Annotated in this window: 18 protein-coding genes; 16 read left to right on the forward strand and 2 right to left on the reverse strand. The window is 68.3% G+C overall.

All coding sequences use genetic code 11. The features are described 5' to 3' along the window. A complete protein-coding gene (locus tag BM009_RS17365) occupies window positions 1-1,374 on the reverse strand; it encodes a hypothetical protein (RefSeq protein WP_139216666.1) in 1,374 nt (457 codons plus the stop codon). 130 nt (window positions 1,375-1,504) lie between these two features. On the opposite strand from BM009_RS17365, the gene yghU reads away from it, so the two are divergent. From yghU to BM009_RS17435, 14 genes are all read left to right on the forward strand, one after another. Beyond that, window positions 1,505-2,404 (forward strand): glutathione-dependent disulfide-bond oxidoreductase, encoded by a 900-nt coding sequence (gene yghU, locus BM009_RS17370; RefSeq protein ID WP_093298112.1) that lies wholly within the window; start codon window positions 1,505-1,507, stop codon window positions 2,402-2,404. Between the two features lie 94 nt (window positions 2,405-2,498). Further along, the gene (gene topA, locus BM009_RS17375) at window positions 2,499-5,096 is read left to right on the forward strand and encodes a type I DNA topoisomerase (protein ID WP_093298114.1); all 2,598 of its coding nucleotides are present in this window, start codon (window positions 2,499-2,501) and stop codon (window positions 5,094-5,096) included. Between the two features lie 189 nt (window positions 5,097-5,285). Next, window positions 5,286-6,050, forward strand: coding sequence for an exonuclease domain-containing protein (locus tag BM009_RS17380; RefSeq protein WP_093298116.1), 765 nt, complete (start codon window positions 5,286-5,288; stop codon window positions 6,048-6,050). 211 nt (window positions 6,051-6,261) lie between these two features. Continuing rightward, complete coding sequence (locus tag BM009_RS17385) at window positions 6,262-6,714, forward strand: YbgC/FadM family acyl-CoA thioesterase (protein WP_093298117.1); 453 nt, start codon at window positions 6,262-6,264, stop codon at window positions 6,712-6,714. A gap of 6 nt (window positions 6,715-6,720) precedes the next feature. Continuing rightward, window positions 6,721-7,407 carry a protein TolQ gene (tolQ, locus tag BM009_RS17390; protein WP_093298119.1) on the forward strand — a complete coding sequence of 229 codons (687 nt, stop codon included), beginning with the start codon at window positions 6,721-6,723 and terminating at the stop codon, window positions 7,405-7,407. Window positions 7,408-7,411: 4 nt separating this feature from the next. Further along, complete coding sequence (tolR, locus tag BM009_RS17395; RefSeq protein ID WP_093298120.1) at window positions 7,412-7,852, forward strand: protein TolR; 441 nt, start codon at window positions 7,412-7,414, stop codon at window positions 7,850-7,852. A gap of 13 nt (window positions 7,853-7,865) precedes the next feature. Beyond that, on the forward strand, window positions 7,866-8,798 hold the full coding sequence (locus tag BM009_RS17400) for a cell envelope biogenesis protein TolA (protein WP_093298219.1): 933 nt from the start codon (window positions 7,866-7,868) through the stop codon (window positions 8,796-8,798). A gap of 10 nt (window positions 8,799-8,808) precedes the next feature. Further along, window positions 8,809-10,206 carry a Tol-Pal system beta propeller repeat protein TolB gene (tolB, locus tag BM009_RS17405; protein ID WP_093298122.1) on the forward strand — a complete coding sequence of 466 codons (1,398 nt, stop codon included), beginning with the start codon at window positions 8,809-8,811 and terminating at the stop codon, window positions 10,204-10,206. A 65-nt stretch (window positions 10,207-10,271) separates the two neighbouring features. Beyond that, window positions 10,272-10,784 carry a peptidoglycan-associated lipoprotein Pal gene (gene pal / locus BM009_RS17410; RefSeq protein ID WP_093298123.1) on the forward strand — a complete coding sequence of 171 codons (513 nt, stop codon included), beginning with the start codon at window positions 10,272-10,274 and terminating at the stop codon, window positions 10,782-10,784. A gap of 132 nt (window positions 10,785-10,916) precedes the next feature. Beyond that, the gene (locus BM009_RS17415; RefSeq protein ID WP_093298125.1) at window positions 10,917-11,819 is read left to right on the forward strand and encodes an SPFH domain-containing protein; all 903 of its coding nucleotides are present in this window, start codon (window positions 10,917-10,919) and stop codon (window positions 11,817-11,819) included. 9 nt (window positions 11,820-11,828) lie between these two features. Continuing rightward, window positions 11,829-12,047 (forward strand): type II toxin-antitoxin system antitoxin, encoded by a 219-nt coding sequence (locus tag BM009_RS17420; protein WP_093298126.1) that lies wholly within the window; start codon window positions 11,829-11,831, stop codon window positions 12,045-12,047. Further along, window positions 12,044-12,286, forward strand: a complete 243-nt coding sequence (locus tag BM009_RS17425) for a hypothetical protein (RefSeq protein ID WP_093298128.1) — start codon at window positions 12,044-12,046, stop codon at window positions 12,284-12,286. Before BM009_RS17420 ends, BM009_RS17425 begins: the two co-directional genes overlap by 4 nt. Before the next feature lie 121 nt (window positions 12,287-12,407). Continuing rightward, window positions 12,408-13,004, forward strand: a complete 597-nt coding sequence (ruvA, locus tag BM009_RS17430; protein WP_093298129.1) for a Holliday junction branch migration protein RuvA — start codon at window positions 12,408-12,410, stop codon at window positions 13,002-13,004. Between the two features lie 176 nt (window positions 13,005-13,180). Then, complete coding sequence (locus BM009_RS17435) at window positions 13,181-13,738, forward strand: DUF4337 domain-containing protein (protein ID WP_093298130.1); 558 nt, start codon at window positions 13,181-13,183, stop codon at window positions 13,736-13,738. A gap of 155 nt (window positions 13,739-13,893) precedes the next feature. Here the strand turns inward: BM009_RS17435 and BM009_RS17440 are convergent, their stop codons facing one another. Further along, window positions 13,894-14,784: a 2-hydroxyacid dehydrogenase gene (locus BM009_RS17440; RefSeq protein ID WP_093298221.1), complete on the reverse strand. Its 891-nt coding sequence runs from the start codon at window positions 14,782-14,784 to the stop codon at window positions 13,894-13,896. Window positions 14,785-14,843: 59 nt separating this feature from the next. On the opposite strand from BM009_RS17440, the gene BM009_RS17445 reads away from it, so the two are divergent. Both BM009_RS17445 and ruvB read left to right on the forward strand, forming a co-directional pair. Then, on the forward strand, window positions 14,844-15,107 hold the full coding sequence (locus tag BM009_RS17445) for a hypothetical protein (protein WP_093298131.1): 264 nt from the start codon (window positions 14,844-14,846) through the stop codon (window positions 15,105-15,107). Continuing rightward, window positions 15,104-16,126, forward strand: a complete 1,023-nt coding sequence (gene ruvB, locus BM009_RS17450) for a Holliday junction branch migration DNA helicase RuvB (RefSeq protein WP_093298132.1) — start codon at window positions 15,104-15,106, stop codon at window positions 16,124-16,126. Before BM009_RS17445 ends, ruvB begins: the two co-directional genes overlap by 4 nt. The last annotated feature ends 3 nt before the right edge of the window (window positions 16,127-16,129 follow it).

The following is a 16,129-nucleotide window of genomic DNA, read 5'->3' on the forward strand; positions in this document are numbered from 1 at the left end:
TCAGCGCAGCCCGAAGGCCTGGAGATAATAGGCGGCGATGCCGTCGCCGATCAGCAGCTGGCCTGGACCCAGACGGCCGACCAGATAGGCGGCGCCGACCAACAGCGAGGCGAGGACTGAGAGGGTCGCCAAGGCGGCCGTCCAGCGCGGGCCGGGCGCGGGGCCGCCTCGCCCGGCGAGGATCAGACCCGAAAAGGCGAGGAACTCGAACAGCGGGTAGAAATCCAGTCGGTAGCGGAAGTTCATGCTCACGGCGCACAGCATCAGCCCGGCGGGGATCGCCAGCCCCAGCGCGATCGCGATGCCGCGGGCGCGGTCGGCGGTCGCATGGCGGGCCCAGCCGAGGATCGTCAGCGCTCCCAGCACCAGCAGCAGCGGATCGGTCAGCAGGAAGCTGCTCGGCGGCAGTTCGGCGGCGTCGATCCATTTGGTGCGGGTGGCCTCGAGCAGCAGCTGGCCGTCGGCCCCGCGCAGCACCCAGATCGGTGCGAAATAATAGACCAGCCCGAACGGTACCCGGTGGAGGTTGAACAGCCCCTGTTCGGCCATTCGCACCATCCGGTCGGGGTACCAGGCGTTGTAGTTGTAATGGTGATAGTCGGCGAAGGTGAAGGGATTGCCCCAGCGCCCGATATTCACCCCGGCGGTAACCAGCCCGAACAGCATCAGCAGCAGCACCGGCAGGCCGGCAGCGGCAAGCCAGCCGCGTAGATCCGCGCGGCTGCGCACCGCCTCGACCAGCAGCACGCCGCCGAACGCCGCGACCAGCCCGATGCCGAGCGACACGCGGGTCAGCATCGCAAGGCCCGCCGCCAGCGCCATCACCAGCAGCGCCCCGCGCCCGAGTCCCCGCAGCTGGGCATGGATCGCCGCCGCGACGAACAAAGCGCCCCACAGCGCCGCCCACAGGCAGACTTCCTGGTAGAGGCTGAAGCGCAGGAAGCAGGTCTGCGCGCCCGCGAGCACCAGCACCACCGCCATCGCGCGGCCTAACCATGCGGGCACGCCGGGCAGTTCGCGCCGGATCAGCCGCAGCGTCCACAGTTTGGTCGCGATCATGCCGGCAAGTGCCACGAGGCACGAGCCGATGGTGAAATCGAGCATGTGCCAGCCGGGAAAGACCATCATCGGTAGCCGCAGCAGCGCGGGCAGCGGTCCCCAATAGGCCATGACCTGCCCGTGGATCGTGAACCCTTCGCGGCCCACCGTCCCCGGGTACACGTCGAACCGGCCGCGCAGCAGATGGTCGAGCATCGAGTTGAACGTCAGCTCCAGCGGATGCACCTCGCGGGGGATCAGCGCGATCGCATAGGTGCCGAGGATCGCGACCAGCGCGAACCCGGCGATGCGGAGGAGGCGGTGGGCTGCCGTCATGCTGGCGCCTTTGCCCGGCGAACCGAGCGGCCGCAAGCGGGGGAAGTTGTGCGAGACCGGCGCGTGGGACTGGCAAGTCGCCGTCCGCGCCCTACATGCCGCCGGCAAGTTCCTCCGAGGAGACACCCACATGGCCGACGCCCCCGATCCCGCCAACAACCTCCCCGCCGGCTATGTGCCGCCCCAGGTTTGGGAATGGGCGCCCGGCAATGGCGGCCAGTTCGCCAACATCAACCGGCCGGTCTCGGGCGCGACGCACGACAAGGAACTGCCGGTCGGCAAGCACCCCATCCAGCTTTACTCGCTTGGCACGCCCAATGGCCAGAAGGTGACGATCCTGCTCGAGGAGCTGCTCGCCGCCGGTCACGCGGGCGCGGAGTATGACGCGTGGAAGATCAGCATCGGAGAGGGCGACCAGTTCGGCAGCGGCTTCGTGGCGATCAATCCGAACTCGAAGATCCCGGCGATGGTCGACCACTCGATCACGCCTGCGCTGCCGATCTTCGAGAGCGGCGCGATGATGATCCATCTGGCGGAGAAGTTCGGCGCCTTCCTGCCGACCGACACGGCCAAGCGCGCGCAGACGCTGAGCTGGCTGATGTGGCAGATGGGCTCGGCGCCGTTCCTCGGCGGCGGCTTCGGTCATTTCTTCGCCTATGCGCCGATCAAGATCCAGTACGCGATCGATCGCTATGCGATGGAGGCCAAGCGCCAGCTCCACGTGCTCGACACGCATCTGGCGAACAACCGCTACATGGTGGGCGACATCTATACCATTGCCGACATGGCGATCTTCCCCTGGTACGGCGCAGTGGTGCGTGGCGAGACCTATGCCGGGGCGGACGTGTTCCTCAACGCCCAGGAATATCCGAACCTGCTGCGCTGGGCGGCGGAGATCGCCGAGCGCGAGCCGGTGCAACGCGGCCGACTGGTCAATCGCGGCACCGGCCCCGAAGACCAGCGGGTTCCCGAACGCCATTCGGCACACGATATAGATGTCGTGCTGGAGCGGATGCGGGCTACCGCCTGATCGCTCCGAAGACTGGCGCCGCGCCCGCTTGACGCGGTGCGGTGCCGGTCGTCATCCTCGCACGCGTACACGTAGGGATCGGTCTAACCACTTCATGCAGCTTGTCATCGTCGAATCGCCCGCCAAGGCGAAAACCATCGAGAAGTATCTCGGCAAGGATTACCGCGTCCTGGCCAGCTATGGCCATGTCCGCGACCTGCCCGCCCGCGACGGATCGGTGAACCCCGACGAATCGTTCGCGATGGAGTGGGAGACCTATGCCGACAAGTCGAAGCAGCTGAAGGCGATCACAGACGAGGCGAAGAAGGCCGATCGCCTGATCCTCGCGACCGACCCTGATCGCGAAGGCGAGGCGATCAGCTGGCACGTGCAGGAAGTGCTGCGCAACAAGAAGGCGCTCCCCAAGGAGGTCGAGCGCGTCACCTTCAACGCGATCACCAAGCCGGCGATCCTCCACGCCATGCAGCATCCGCGCGAGCTGGATACCGACCTGATCGACGCCTATCGCGCCCGCCGCGCGCTGGACTATCTGGTCGGCTTCACGCTCTCGCCGGTGCTGTGGCGCAAGCTGCCCGGCGCGAAGTCGGCGGGCCGCGTCCAGTCGGTGGCGCTGCGGCTGATCGTCGGGCGCGAGCGCGAGATCGAAAGCTTCGTCGCGCAGGAATATTGGTCGGTCATCGCCGAGATGGAATCGGACGGCACGCCGTTCCAGGCGCGCCTCGTCAAGTGGAAGGGCGAGAAGATCGACCGGCTGTCGATCGGCGACCAGGGCAGCGCCGAGGCGGCCAAGAAGGCGGTCGAGGAAGGCCGCTTCACCGTCGTCGCGGTCGAGACCAAGCCGGCGATGCGCAATCCGCCGCCGCCGTTCACGACGTCCACGCTGCAGCAGGAAGCGGCGCGCAAGCTCGGCTTCTCGGCCAGCCACACCATGCGGATCGCGCAGGCGCTCTACGAGGACGGCGCGATCACCTATATGCGTACCGACGGCGTCCAGATGGACCCCTCGGCGATTCAGGCGGCGCGCAAGGCTGTGGCCGATCGCTATGACGGCTCGTACGTGCCGGACAAGCCGCGCCAGTATCAGACCAAGGCGAAGAACGCCCAGGAAGCCCACGAGGCGATCCGCCCGACCGACTTTGGCAAGGACCGCGCGGGCTCGGGCGACCATGCCAGGCTGTACGACCTGATCTGGAAGCGCGCGCTGGCCAGCCAGATGGCCTCGGCGCGGATGGAGCGCACGACCGTCGATCTGGCGGACGGCACCGGCCAGCACGGCCTGCGCGCCACCGGCCAGGTGGTGCTCTTCCCCGGCTATCTCGCGCTCTACGAAGAGGGCAAGGACGACGAGGGCGACGAGGACAGCCGCCGCCTGCCGCGCATGTCCGAAGGCGCCTCGCCCGCCAAGAAGGCGGTCAACGCCGAGCAGCACTTCACCCAGCCGCCGCCGCGCTTCTCCGAAGCCTCGCTGGTCAAGCGGCTGGAAGAGCTCGGCATCGGCCGGCCTTCGACCTATGCCTCGATCATCCAGGTGCTCAAGGACCGCGCCTATGTGCGGGTGGAGAAGAACCGCTTCTTCGCCGAGGAAAGCGGCCGCCTGCTGACCGCGTTCCTGGAGCGCTTCTTCGAGAAATATGTGTCGTTCGACTTCACCGCCGAGCTGGAGGAAGAGCTGGACGACGTCTCCGGCGGCCGTGCGGCGTGGCAGGCGGTGCTGGAAGCCTTCTGGCGCGACTTCAAGCCGCGCACCACCGAGGTGATGGAGCAGAAGCCCTCCGACATCACCGCGGCGCTCGACCAGTTCCTCGAGCCGTACCTGTTCCCCGCCAAGGCGGACGGCAGCGATCCGCGGCTGTGCCCGAATTGCGGCGTCGGCAAGCTGGCGCTGCGCGGCGGCCGGTTCGGCGCGTTCGTCGCCTGCTCCAACTATCCCGAGTGCAAATATACCCGCCGCTTCGGCCAGCCGGGCGGCGAGGGGTCTGAGGACACGGGGCCGGAAGTGCTGGGCCAGGACCCCGAGACGGGGCTCAATGTCGAGCGCAAGTCGGGGCGGTTCGGGCCGTATATCCAGCTCGGCGAGGGCAAGGATGCGGCGCGCGCCTCGATTCCGAAGGATGTCGATCTCGACCTCGAATGGGCGCTCAAGCTGCTCAAGCTGCCGCGCACCATCGGCAACCATCCGGAGACCGGCAACCCGATCACCGCCTCGATCGGCCGCTATGGGCCCTATCTGGCGCATGACGGCAAATATGCCCGGCTCCAGTCGACCGCCGAGGTGTTCGAGACGGGTATGAACGCGGCGGTGGTCAAGCTGGCCGAAGCGGCGGCGGGCGGCGGTCGCCCGGCGCGCGGCGCGGCACGCGAGCCGCTCAAGGTGTTCGGCAAGCATCCGCGCACCGAGGCCGAGATCAAGCTGATGGAAGGCCGCTACGGCGCCTATCTCACCGACGGCGAGACCAATGCGACGCTGCCCAAGACGATCGACAAGGACGCGCTGACGCTGGAGGAAGCCGCCCAGCTGATCGACGCCAAGGCGGCGCAGGGGCCGGCCAAGGGCAAGGCGAAGAAGAAGGCGCCGGCGAAGAAGGCCGCGGCGAAGAAGCCGGCGGCCAAGGCTGCGGCGGGCGAGAAGGCCCCGGCGGCCAAGAAGCCTGCCGCGAAGAAGGCGCCGGCGAAGAAGAAGGCGGCGGAGTAAGTCGCACGCTCAACCCCTCCCCTTCAGGGGAGGGGTTGGGGTGGGGCAGTGTCTCACCGAGACCAACGGAGGTTCTGGAATCCCTCCACCCCCAACCCCTCCTCCCAGGAGGAGGGGCTTAAGAGCGCTTAGCCTCCCCCGCGCCGCTTTCGGCTGGCAATTCCCCCCGAAAACCCCCACATCGCGGCCATGGCTCCGCCACCTCCTTCGATCATCCGCGTCATCGACCTAGAGACCACCGGCGACAAGCCGCCTGCCCATGCCGTGTGCGAGATCGGCTGGCAGGATGTCGCGCTTGGGCCCGATGGCCGCTGGGAACTGCAGGGCGAGGGCGGCAGCCGCCTCGTCAATCCCGGCCGGGGCATCCCGCCGCTGACCATGGCGATCCACCATATCCGCGACGAGGACGTGGCGGAGGCCCCCTATTGGCACGACGTCGCCCGCCCGATCCTCGATCCCTGGCCGCGCCGCGTCGCGCTCGCCGCGCATCGAGCGAGCTTCGAGGAGCAGTTCTGCACGCCCGCGCTCACCCGCGGCGCCGACTGGATCTGCACCTGGAAATGCGCGCTGCGGCTGTGGCCGGACAGCCCGGGCTTCTCCAACCAGATGCTGCGCTACTGGCGCCGGCCCGAAGGCATGGAGCATGAACGCGGCCTGCCCGCCCACCGTGCCTTCCCGGACGCCTATGTAACCGCGTTCCACCTGCGCGACATGCTCAACGAGGCGAGCGTCGCGCAGCTGGTCGAATGGTCGAGCCAGCCCGGGCTGCTGCCCCGCGTCCGCTACGGCCCCGATCGCGGCAAGGAGTGGAGCGAGATCTCCGAGGATTCGCTGGAAGGCTTCCTCACCGATCGCGACGAGGATGTGCGGTTCACCGCGGAAACCGAGCTGGCAAGGCGGCGTGGCGGGGCGCCGGTGGGGCGGGGAAGTTCCACGCAGCGGCTGTTGTTCTGACTTACCTTAAGCCCCTCCTCCTCGGAGGAGGGGTTGGGGGTGGAGGGGTTCCAGAACCTCTGTTGGTTTCGGTGAGACACTGCCCCACCCCAACCCCTCCCCTGAAGGGGAGGGGCTTGAAGCGCCGCCAACTACCAACATCCTTCCACCCACCAAAGCTTAGCCCCCTTTGGGGTTCCGCTAGCGTTCCGCCTCCGCTAGAGGCCAATCCATGACCTGCAGCGACCAAGCCCCTGCCGGCCGGTTCGACGGCCGCGAGCACCGCTTTGCGCTGCGCGTCTATTTCGAGGACACCGATCTCACCGGGGTCGTCTATCACGCCAATTATCTGCGCTACATGGAGCGCGCCCGATCGGACATGCTCGACGTCGCAGGCATCGACCAGCGCGGCGTGTTCGAGGCGGGCGGCGGTGCCTATGCGGTCGCCGGGCTAGACATCCGCTACCGCGCGCCGGCGAAACTTGGCGACACGCTGGTGGTTGTCAGCAGACTGACCCGCCTGCGCGCCGCCGTCGTCACTATTCAGCAACGAGTCATGCGGGACGAAACCATAGTCGCCGAAGCAACCGTGGAGGTGGCGTTCGTCGCCCCCGGCGGTCGCCCGCGGCGGCAGCCGGCCGAGTGGCTGGCCGCGTTCGAACCGCTCGTGTGGAAGGAGAGTTAAGCGTCCATGCCGTCCGTCTCAACCGGTGCCGTCCTGTCGCCGATCCATCTGTTCCTGGAAGCCGACATCGTCGTGAAGCTGGTCATGATCGGCCTGCTGCTCGCCAGCCTGTGGACCTGGACGATCATTGTCGGCTTCGCGCTGAAGGTCAGCGGCCTGCGCAAGGAAATGCAGCGCTTCGAGACCGAATATCGAGAAGCGGATGACTTCGACGAGTTCCACCGCCGCGCCGCCGGCCGCGACCAGCCGATCGCGCGCGTGTTCGCCGCCGGCGTCAGCGAATGGCGCCGCTCGACCGCGGGCAAGACGATCGACCGCGAGGGCACGCGCGAGCGCCTCGCCACCGCGATGGGCGCCACCGTCGCGATGGAGATCGATCGGCTTTCGGATCGGCTGAACTTCCTCGCTACGGTCGGCTCGGTCGCGCCGTTCGTCGGCCTGTTCGGCACCGTGTGGGGCATCATGCGCAGCTTTACCGGCATCGCCGCGGCGCAGAGCTCGTCGCTCGCGGTCGTGGCACCGGGTATTGCCGAGGCGCTGTTCGCCACCGCGATCGGCCTGTTCGCCGCCATCCCGGCGGTGATCGCGTACAACCGCTACAGCCATGCCGTGAACCGCGTCGAGGCGCGGCTGAACCGCTTCGCCGACGGCTTCCACGCGACGCTCAGTCGCCGCCTGGAGATGGAGGGCTAAGCCGATGGCCATGCACCTCCCCTCCGGCAAGGGCCGCGGCCGCCGCGCGCCGATGGCCGAGATCAACGTCACCCCGCTCGTCGACGTGATGCTGGTGCTGCTGATCATCTTCATGGTCACCGCGCCGCTGTTGACGGCCGGCGTGCAGGTGAACCTGCCAGAGAGCCGCGCCAAGGCGCTCGACCAGGAGCAGAAGCCCGTCCAGATCTCGATCGACGACAAGGGCCAGGTGTTCCTCGACAATGATGCGGTGAGCGACGCCGAGCTGCCGGCCAGGCTGGAAGCGATCGCCGCGAAGAAGGGGCCCGACGGCAAGCCCGCCGCCATCTATCTGCGCGGCGACACCGCGCTCGGCTATGGCAAGGTGATGCGGGTGATGGGCGAGCTCAACCAGGCCGGGCTCAACAAGGTGTCGCTGCTCACCGAACCGAGCGACCAGCGCTGAGGTGAGCGAGACCATGGACCGTAGCGAGCGAGTAGGGCTCGGCGTTTCGATCGTGGCGCATGCCGCGGTCTTCGCCGCGCTGGCGCTCAGCTTCGCGAAGACGCCGCCGCAGGAGCCGCCCAAGGCGATCCCGATCGACATCTCGCTCGCCGAAAAGGTGGGGCTGGAGAGCAGCGCGCCGGTGCCGAGCCAGGAAGAGCTGGCCGCCAAGAAGTCGCCGGTCGAGGCGCCGGTCGAGCCCGAGGCGGCGCCGCCGCCCTCGCCCGAGCCGCAGCCGCAACCCAAGCCGCAGCCCGCGCCGCCGCAGCCGCAGCCGGCTCCGCAGCCAAAACCGCAGCCGCCCCAGCCAAAGCCCGCGCCGGCGGAGAAGCCGCAGCCCAAGCCCAAGCCGGCGCCCGCCGAAAAGCCGCAGCCGGCCAAGCCCGCGCAGCCCGCCAAGCCGGCGCCGCCGGCCAAGGCAGCGCCTGCCAAGCCGAGCAACGCGCCGTCGCAGAGCGCGGCGACGGGCAGCGAACGGCGTCCGGTGAAGCCGACCGGCAACCTCGCCGGGCTCGACCTCGGCCGATCGAACAACAAGACCAACAGTACTGCGCTGCAGAACCCGGGTAGCAAGGCCTCGGCACAGGAAGTTGCGAGCTTCGTTGGCTTGATTACAAGACAGGTCCAGCCTTGCGCTGATCGACAAGTCACTCCTGGGCCCGGTGCGGAGCGCATACGGGTAACGGTTCTCCTGAACTTCAAGCCCGACGGCTCGTTGGCCAGCGAGCCCCAGATCAGGGGAGTAGACGGGGACGATGCGAGCAACGCTCGGTATGTGGCCCGTGTGAAGGACCTCGCTCTGGCGACCTTCAAGGGTTGTACACCGATACGCGGACTGCCTGCTGATCTCTACGCCGTACCAAATGGCTGGAAGAGCCTAGCTCTTCGCTACAAGCTGCCTGGATGAGGATGAAGCGATGAAATTCAAATTTGCGGCCGTTGCGACGGTCTGCTTCGCAACCGCGGCCCACGCCCAGACGACCCCGCCGCCGCCGATCGCCAACAGCCCGCAGGCGCAGGCCCAGGCCGCGCAGCCGGCGCAGCAGGGCGGCGGCCAGCCGGTGATCGACATCGTCGGCGGCATCTCCGCGCCGATGCCGATCGCGATCCCCACGATGCCGACGTCCGCGGTGGTCGACACCCCCGCGGGTTCGACCGACGTGCTGGGCCAGAAGCTCGCCGACATCATCACCAACGATCTGCGCGGCTCGGGCCTGTTCACGCCAGTGCCGCCGGCGCAGCTGCGCACCGTCGCCTTCTCCGAAGTGACCGCGCCCGCCTATGACTATTGGGGCGGCACCGGCGCGCAGTCGCTGGTGCAGGGCTATGTCCGCGCCAATTCCAACGGCACGCTGACGGTCGGCTGCTACCTCTACGACGTGTCGTCCAAGGTGGAGCTGATCCGCCAGGGCTTCGTCGTCTCGCCCGGCGACTGGCGTCGTGCGGGGCACAAATGCGCCGACGCGATCTATGCGCGGCTCACCGGCGAGGGCCCCTATTTCGACACCCAGGTCGTCTATATCGCCGAGAGCGGGCCGAAGAACCGCCGCCGCAAGCAGCTCGCGATCATGGACCAGGACGGCGCCAACCACCGCTTCCTCACCAACGGCCAGTCGATCGTGCTGACCCCGCGGCTGAGCCCCAGGCTCAACGCGATCCTCTACATGAGCTTCGAGCGCGATCGCCCGTCGATCCACATCTACGACCTGGCCTCGCGCCAGGATCGCACGCTCGTCGCGAATGTCGCGCTCAACTTCGCGCCGCACTGGTCGCCGGATGCGCGCTGGGTGGTGTTCTCGATGGCGGTCGGCGGCAATACCGACATCTACCGCGTGCCTTCGAGCGGCGGCACCCCGCAGCGGCTGACCACCTCGCCCGGCATCGACACCGGCGGGTCCTACTCGCCCGACGGCTCCAAGATCGTGTTCGAAAGCGATCGCGGCGGCACCCAGCAGCTGTACGTGATGAACGCGGATGGCTCCAACCAGCACCGCATCAGCTTCGGCGGCGGGCGCTATGCGGCGCCGGCCTGGAGCCCGCGCGGCGACCAGATCGCCTTCACCCGCATGGGCGGTGGCGCGTTCCGCATCGGCGTGATGAACCCCTCGGGCGGCGGCGAGCAGCTGCTCACCAACAGCTGGGGCGACGAAGGCCCGAGCTGGGCGCCCAACGGCCGGGTGATCATCTTCTTCCGCTCCGCGCAGGGATCGGGCCGTCCGGACCTGTGGACGGTGGACCTCACCGGCCGCGCGACGCGAAAAGTGCCGACGCCGCTCGATGGTTCGGATCCAAATTGGGGCGCCGTGCGTCCCTGACACCGAGTAGAAACTCTAGCGTAACGAATGCGCGGCATGCGCGACACCCGTAAAAGGAGGATTTCATGACCAAGCTCGTCCCCAGCCTGATGCTCGGCGTGGCGCTCGTCGCCACCGCGGCCTGCTCGAAGAAGCCGCCGAAGGAACTGCCGCCCGCGCCGACCGAGACCCCGGCACCGAGCCAGCCCTATGGCAATGGCGAAACCACGCAGACGACGCCGATGTCGGAGCAGTTCCGCCGCGAAGTGACGAGCGACACGATCCACTTCGGCCTCGACCAGTATGACGTCGACCAGCAGTCGCGCGCGATCCTCGACAGCCAGGCCAAGTGGCTGGTCGCGCACCCGAATGTCCGCATCACCCTGGAAGGGCATTGCGACGAGCGCGGTACCCGCGAGTACAACCTCGCGCTGGGCGACCGCCGCGCCAACGCCGCGAAGAACTATCTCGCCGCGCAGGGCGTCTCGGCCGATCGCATCACCACGATCAGCTACGGCAAGGAACGCCCGGTCGCGATGGGTTCGGACGAAGCCGCCTGGGCGCAGAACCGCCGCGCGGTGACGCTCGTCCTGAACTGAGTTCAGGCCTGAGGCCGAAAGCGAGGCCGCCGGGGCAGAGGCTCCGGCGGCCTTTTTCGTGCGCGCCGAATCCGCTTGCCCGACCCTCTGAGCCGATATAAATATGATATCATAATTAAGGAGGGAAAGAGGATGGACGCACGGAGCACCGCACCCGCATTGCGGGAGAGCCGCGAGACGGCGGCGCATACCGCCAGCGGCTATGGCATGCTGCTGGTCGCGGCGGCCGCGTTGGTCGTCGGCGCACTGGCGCTGCCGCAGATCAACCGCCTGCCGGACTGGCTGGTGGTCGGCTGGCTCGTGGCCGCGGCGCTGGTGTTCCTGCTCGTCCTCGCCGGCTTCTATCTGCTCCAGCCCAACCAGGCGGCCGCGATCCTGCTGTTCGGCGACTGTCGCGGCACCGATCGCACCACGGGGCTGCGCTGGTCCTGGCCATGGCTGATCAAGAGCAAGGTCTCGGTCCGCGCCAACAACATGATTTCGGACAAGATCAAGGTGAACGACCTGCGCGGCAACCCGATCGAGATGGCGGCGCAGGTGGTGTGGCGGGTGACCGACACCGCGCAGGCGCTGTTCGACGTCGACGATTACAAGGCGTTCGTGAACGTCCAGATCGAGGCGGCGGTGCGCACCATCGGCTCGCGCTATCCCTATGACGATTTCGAGCATCAGGAAGTCACCCTGCGCGGCAATCACGACCAGGTCGGCGGCGAACTCCGCGCCGAGCTGATCGCGCGGCTGGCGGTGGCGGGCATCACCGTCGACGAATGCGGCTTCACCCATCTCGCCTATGCGCAGGAGATCGCCGGGGCGATGCTGCGGCGCCAGCAGGCCCAGGCGGTGGTCGCAGCGCGCAAGACGCTGGTCGAAGGCGCGGTGGGGATGGTCGAGCTGGCGCTGGAGCAGCTTTCGGCGAAGAATGTCGTCGAGCTGGACGACGAACGCCGCGCGGCGATGGTCTCCAACCTGATGGTGGTGCTCTGCGGCGAGCGTGACACCCAGCCGGTGGTGAATGCTGGCTCGCTGTATCAGTAAGGCCGTAGCGTGAGCGTTCCCCCGCAGAAAAAGGCCTTCCCGCTTCGCCTCGACCCGGCGCTCTACGCCGCAATCGAGCGGAGCGCGGGGACCGACCTGCGCAGCGTCAACGCGCAGGTGGAATGCCTGCTGCGCGAGGCGCTGGCGCGGCGGGGGGTGAAGCTGGCGGATCCGGTGCGGCCCAAGCGCGGCCGCCCGCCCAGGCAGGTGGAAGGAGACGAGGAATGACCGAGGAGGATGTGCGCCCGGGCTTCTGGTTCAAGCCCAAGGCGTTCGGCTATGGCGCCACGCCGGCGACGTGGCAGGGCTGGCTGGTCGTGGCGCTGTTCGTGCTGCTGACGGGGCTGACCGTGCGTTTCGCAATGCCGCGGCACCCGCTGTTCCTGACGTTGCTGGTGCCGCTGACGCTGGCGCTGATCTGGATCAGCTGGGCGAAGACCGACGGCGGGTGGCGCTGGCGGCCCTGAGCGACCGACGTCGGGCCTCGCGGAAATCGCTTCCTCCCGGTTGCTGTTCCGCTTATGTACCTGCGATGCTGCGTTTCGCCTCTCCCCTGCCGCCGCGCTCCGTCGTTTCGGAGCCTTGCCGATGATCGCGCATCTTCGTGGCGCATTGGCGTCCAGCGGGGCCGACCATGCGGTGATCGACGTGAACGGCGTCGGCTATCTGGTCGGTGCCTCGGCCAAGACGCTCGACAAGCTGGGCGCGGTGGGCGAGCAGGTAACCATCCACACCGAGATGCTGGTCAGCGAGGATTCGATCCGGCTGATGGGCTTCGCCACCGCCGACGAACGCGACTGGTTCAAGCTGCTCACCAGCGTGCAGGGAGTGGGCGCGAAGGTGGCACTGGCGATCCTCTCGATCCTCGCGCCGGAAGAGCTGCGCACCGCCGTCGCCCGCGCCGATTCGGCGACGATCGCGCGGGCGAACGGGGTGGGGCCGAAGCTCGCCCAGCGCATCGTCAACGAGTTGAAGGACAAGGCCGGCGGGCTCGCGCTCGGCGGGGTGGGCGCGGCGGCCGCGCCGAGCGGCGGGGCGGCGGCGGATGCCGTGTCGGCGATGCTCAACCTCGGCTTCAAGCCTGCGGAAGCCAGCGCCGCGGTCAATGCCGCGAGCGACGAACTGGGCCCCGCGGCAACGCTCGACGCGCTGGTGCGGCTCGCACTGCGCAAGGCGGCGAAGTGAAGTCTGCGTCGCAATCCTCCCCTGGAAGGGGAGGTGTCGCGAAGCGACGGAGGGGTGTCACCGCCATAGCGGTGTTCCTCCGTATCGGGCGGCGACACCCCTCCGTCAGGCCTTCGGCCTGCCACCTCCCCTTTCAGGGGAGGATCTGTTGGACCAAGCGGGTATAGGACCCCCCCATGGAAATCGAAGTCTCCGCCGAAGCCAAGGACAAGCGCCTCAACCGCCGCGTGGCGATCACCGTGGTGATCCTGTCGGTCTTCACCGGTGTGTGCGGCATCAAGGACGGCAATATCGTCCAGGCGATGCAGCAGGCGCAATCGAGCTCGGTCGACCTGTGGAACGAGTATCAGGCGACCAAGACCAAGCAGCACCTCGCCGAAACCAGCCGCGCGCAGATCGCCGCGGTGGCGAGCGATCCAGCGAAGGTGGCGCCGGTGCTGAAGGGGCTCGATGGGGACATCGCCAAGTACAAGGTCGAGGCGCCCAAGCTCGCCGAGCAGGCCAAGGCGCAGGCGGCGCAATATGACGCGCTCAACGTGCATGACGACCAGTTCGATGCCAGCGACGCAGCGATCGCCACCGCGATCTCGGTCGCCGCGGTATCGGCGCTGGCGGAGAGCAGCTGGCTGCTGGTCGTCGCCTGGGTGTTCGGCGCGTTCGGACTGTTCATGGGGCTGTGCGGCTTCGCCGCCTGGGGTTTCCATCCCGACGTGCTGAGCACGTTGCTGGGATGAGGGAGGGATCGCCAAGATCCTCCCCTGTAAGGGGAGGTGTCGCGAAGCGACGGAGGGGTGTCCACGCTGGTGTGGCAGACCTGCGTTTCGACTGGCGACACCCCTCCGTCAGGCCTTCGGCCTGCCACCTCCCCTTCCAGGGGAGGATCGTATTTTCAGAGCAGCGGCGTCGGCAGGTCCTCGCCGGCGAAATGCGCATCGAGATTGGCGAGCACCAGCGCCGCCATTGCCGCGCGCGTCTCTGCCGTGGCGCTGCCCTGATGCGGCGCCAGCACGACCTGTTCCATCGATCGCAGCGCCTCGGGCACGTGCGGCTCGTCGGCGAACACGTCGAGTCCCGCACCGGCGATGGTGCCTGCCCAGAGCGCGGTGACCAGGGCGTCCTCGTCCACCAGGCTGCCGCGCGCGACGTTGACCAGCACGCCGGCGGGGCCGAGCTTGTCCAGCACCGCGGCGTCGACGATGTGCGACGTCGCGGCCGTGCCGGGTGCCGCCAGGATCAGCACGTCGCTTTCCTCCGCCAGCGCGGCGATGTCGGGCAGGTACCGCCAGGGCACCGATTTCGCGCTGCGGGCGGTATAGAGCACCTCGCGCGCGAAGGGCGCGGCGCGGGCGGCGATCGCCGCGCCGATCTTGCCCATCCCGAAAATGCCGATCCGTCGCCCGCTGGCATGCCGGCCGAGCGGCGCCTTCCAGCCGCCACGGCGCACCAGCGCGTCGTTGGCGGCGATCCGGCGCTGCACCGCCAGCATCAGCCCAATGGCGAGATCGGCGACGTCGTCGGTCAGCACGTCGGGGGTGGTCGACACCCGCACCCCGCGGGCGCGCAGCGCATCGAGGTCGAGCCCGTCATAGCCGACGCCGTTGATCGCCACGATCTCGAGCGTCGGAAACCGTTCGAGCATCTCGGCACCCAGCTGCAGCTGCCCACCGCCGACGATCGCGCGGGTGGTCGGGGGCGGATCCTTGTCATGCACGGTGAAGCGTCGGTCGAGCTCGGCGCGAAGGCTGGGCGATGCGGGCGTCGCAAGGTACAGGTCGGGCATGGCGATCTGATGCGCCTGTCCGGCGCCGCTGGCCAGCCGCAAACAACGGAAAACGTGCGATGAGCGGGCATACCGATCCCGTCATCGTCCATCTGCGCGACCGTATCCTTGATGCAGACGGCGGGGTGGAGGAGGACTATAACTATCTCGTCTACGACTTCGGCGACGACCATATCGCCCGCGCCTATCTCGATACGCCGGGGCGGGTGGCGGTGATGCGGCAGGGGCCGGTGCCGGACGCGGTGCTCGCTTATCTTCGCCTGCGGTTCGACGTGATCGACCAACTCGGCCCTAGCGGCTATCAAACCATCTGGACTGCATGACCGATACCGATCGCCTCCTCACCGCCGGCCGCCGTGCCGAAGACGTCGACGCCGCGCTGCGTCCCAAGTCGCTCGACGAGTTTGTCGGGCAGAAGGCGGCGCGCGAGAATCTCCGCGTGTTCATCGATGCCGCCAAGGCGCGCGGCGATGCGCTGGACCATGTGCTGTTCTTCGGGCCCCCGGGGCTCGGCAAGACCACGCTCGCTCAGATCATCGCGCGCGAAATGGGGGTGGGGTTCCGCTCCACCTCGGGGCCGGTGATCGTCAAGTCGGGGGACCTAGCGGCGCTGCTCACCAATCTCGAGGACGGCGACGTGCTGTTCATCGACGAGATCCACCGGCTCAATCCGGCGGTGGAGGAGGTGCTGTATCCGGCGATGGAGGACCGCGCGCTCGACCTGATGATCGGCGAGGGGCCGTCGGCGCGCAGCGTGCGGATTGATCTGCCGCGCTTCACGCTGGTGGGCGCGACGACCCGGCAGGGGCTGCTGACGACGCCGCTGCGCGATCGCTTCGGCATTCCGGTGCGGCTGCAATTCTACACGGTAGACGAACTGGAGCGGGTGGTGACGCGCGCGGCCGGGCTGCTCGGCCTGGAGATCGCGGCCGACGGCGCGCGGGAAGTCGCGCGGCGCTCGCGGGGCACGCCGCGTATCGCCGGGCGATTGCTGCGCCGGGTGCGCGACTTCGCCAATGTGTTCGGCGAGGCGGTGGTGCATGCCAAGGTGGCCGATGCGGCGCTCAATCGGCTGGAAGTCGACGGGCTGGGGCTCGATGCGATGGACCGGCGCTATCTGATGATGATCGCCGACGTCTACCGCGGCGGCCCGGTGGGGGTGGAGACGCTCGCCGCCGGGCTCAGCGAGCCGCGCGACACCGTCGAGGAAGTGATCGAGCCCTATCTGATCCAGCTCGGCCTGATCGCGCGCACGGCGCGCGGGCGGTGCCTGAACGGACCGGGCTGGAAGCATCTCGGGCTCAACCCGCCGGCAGGGTCGCAGGACGGGCTGTTCGACTGAGGT

Origin of the sequence: Sphingomonas sp. NFR04, assembly GCF_900114095.1 — a bacterium.
GTDB lineage: Bacteria > Pseudomonadota > Alphaproteobacteria > Sphingomonadales > Sphingomonadaceae > Sphingomonas.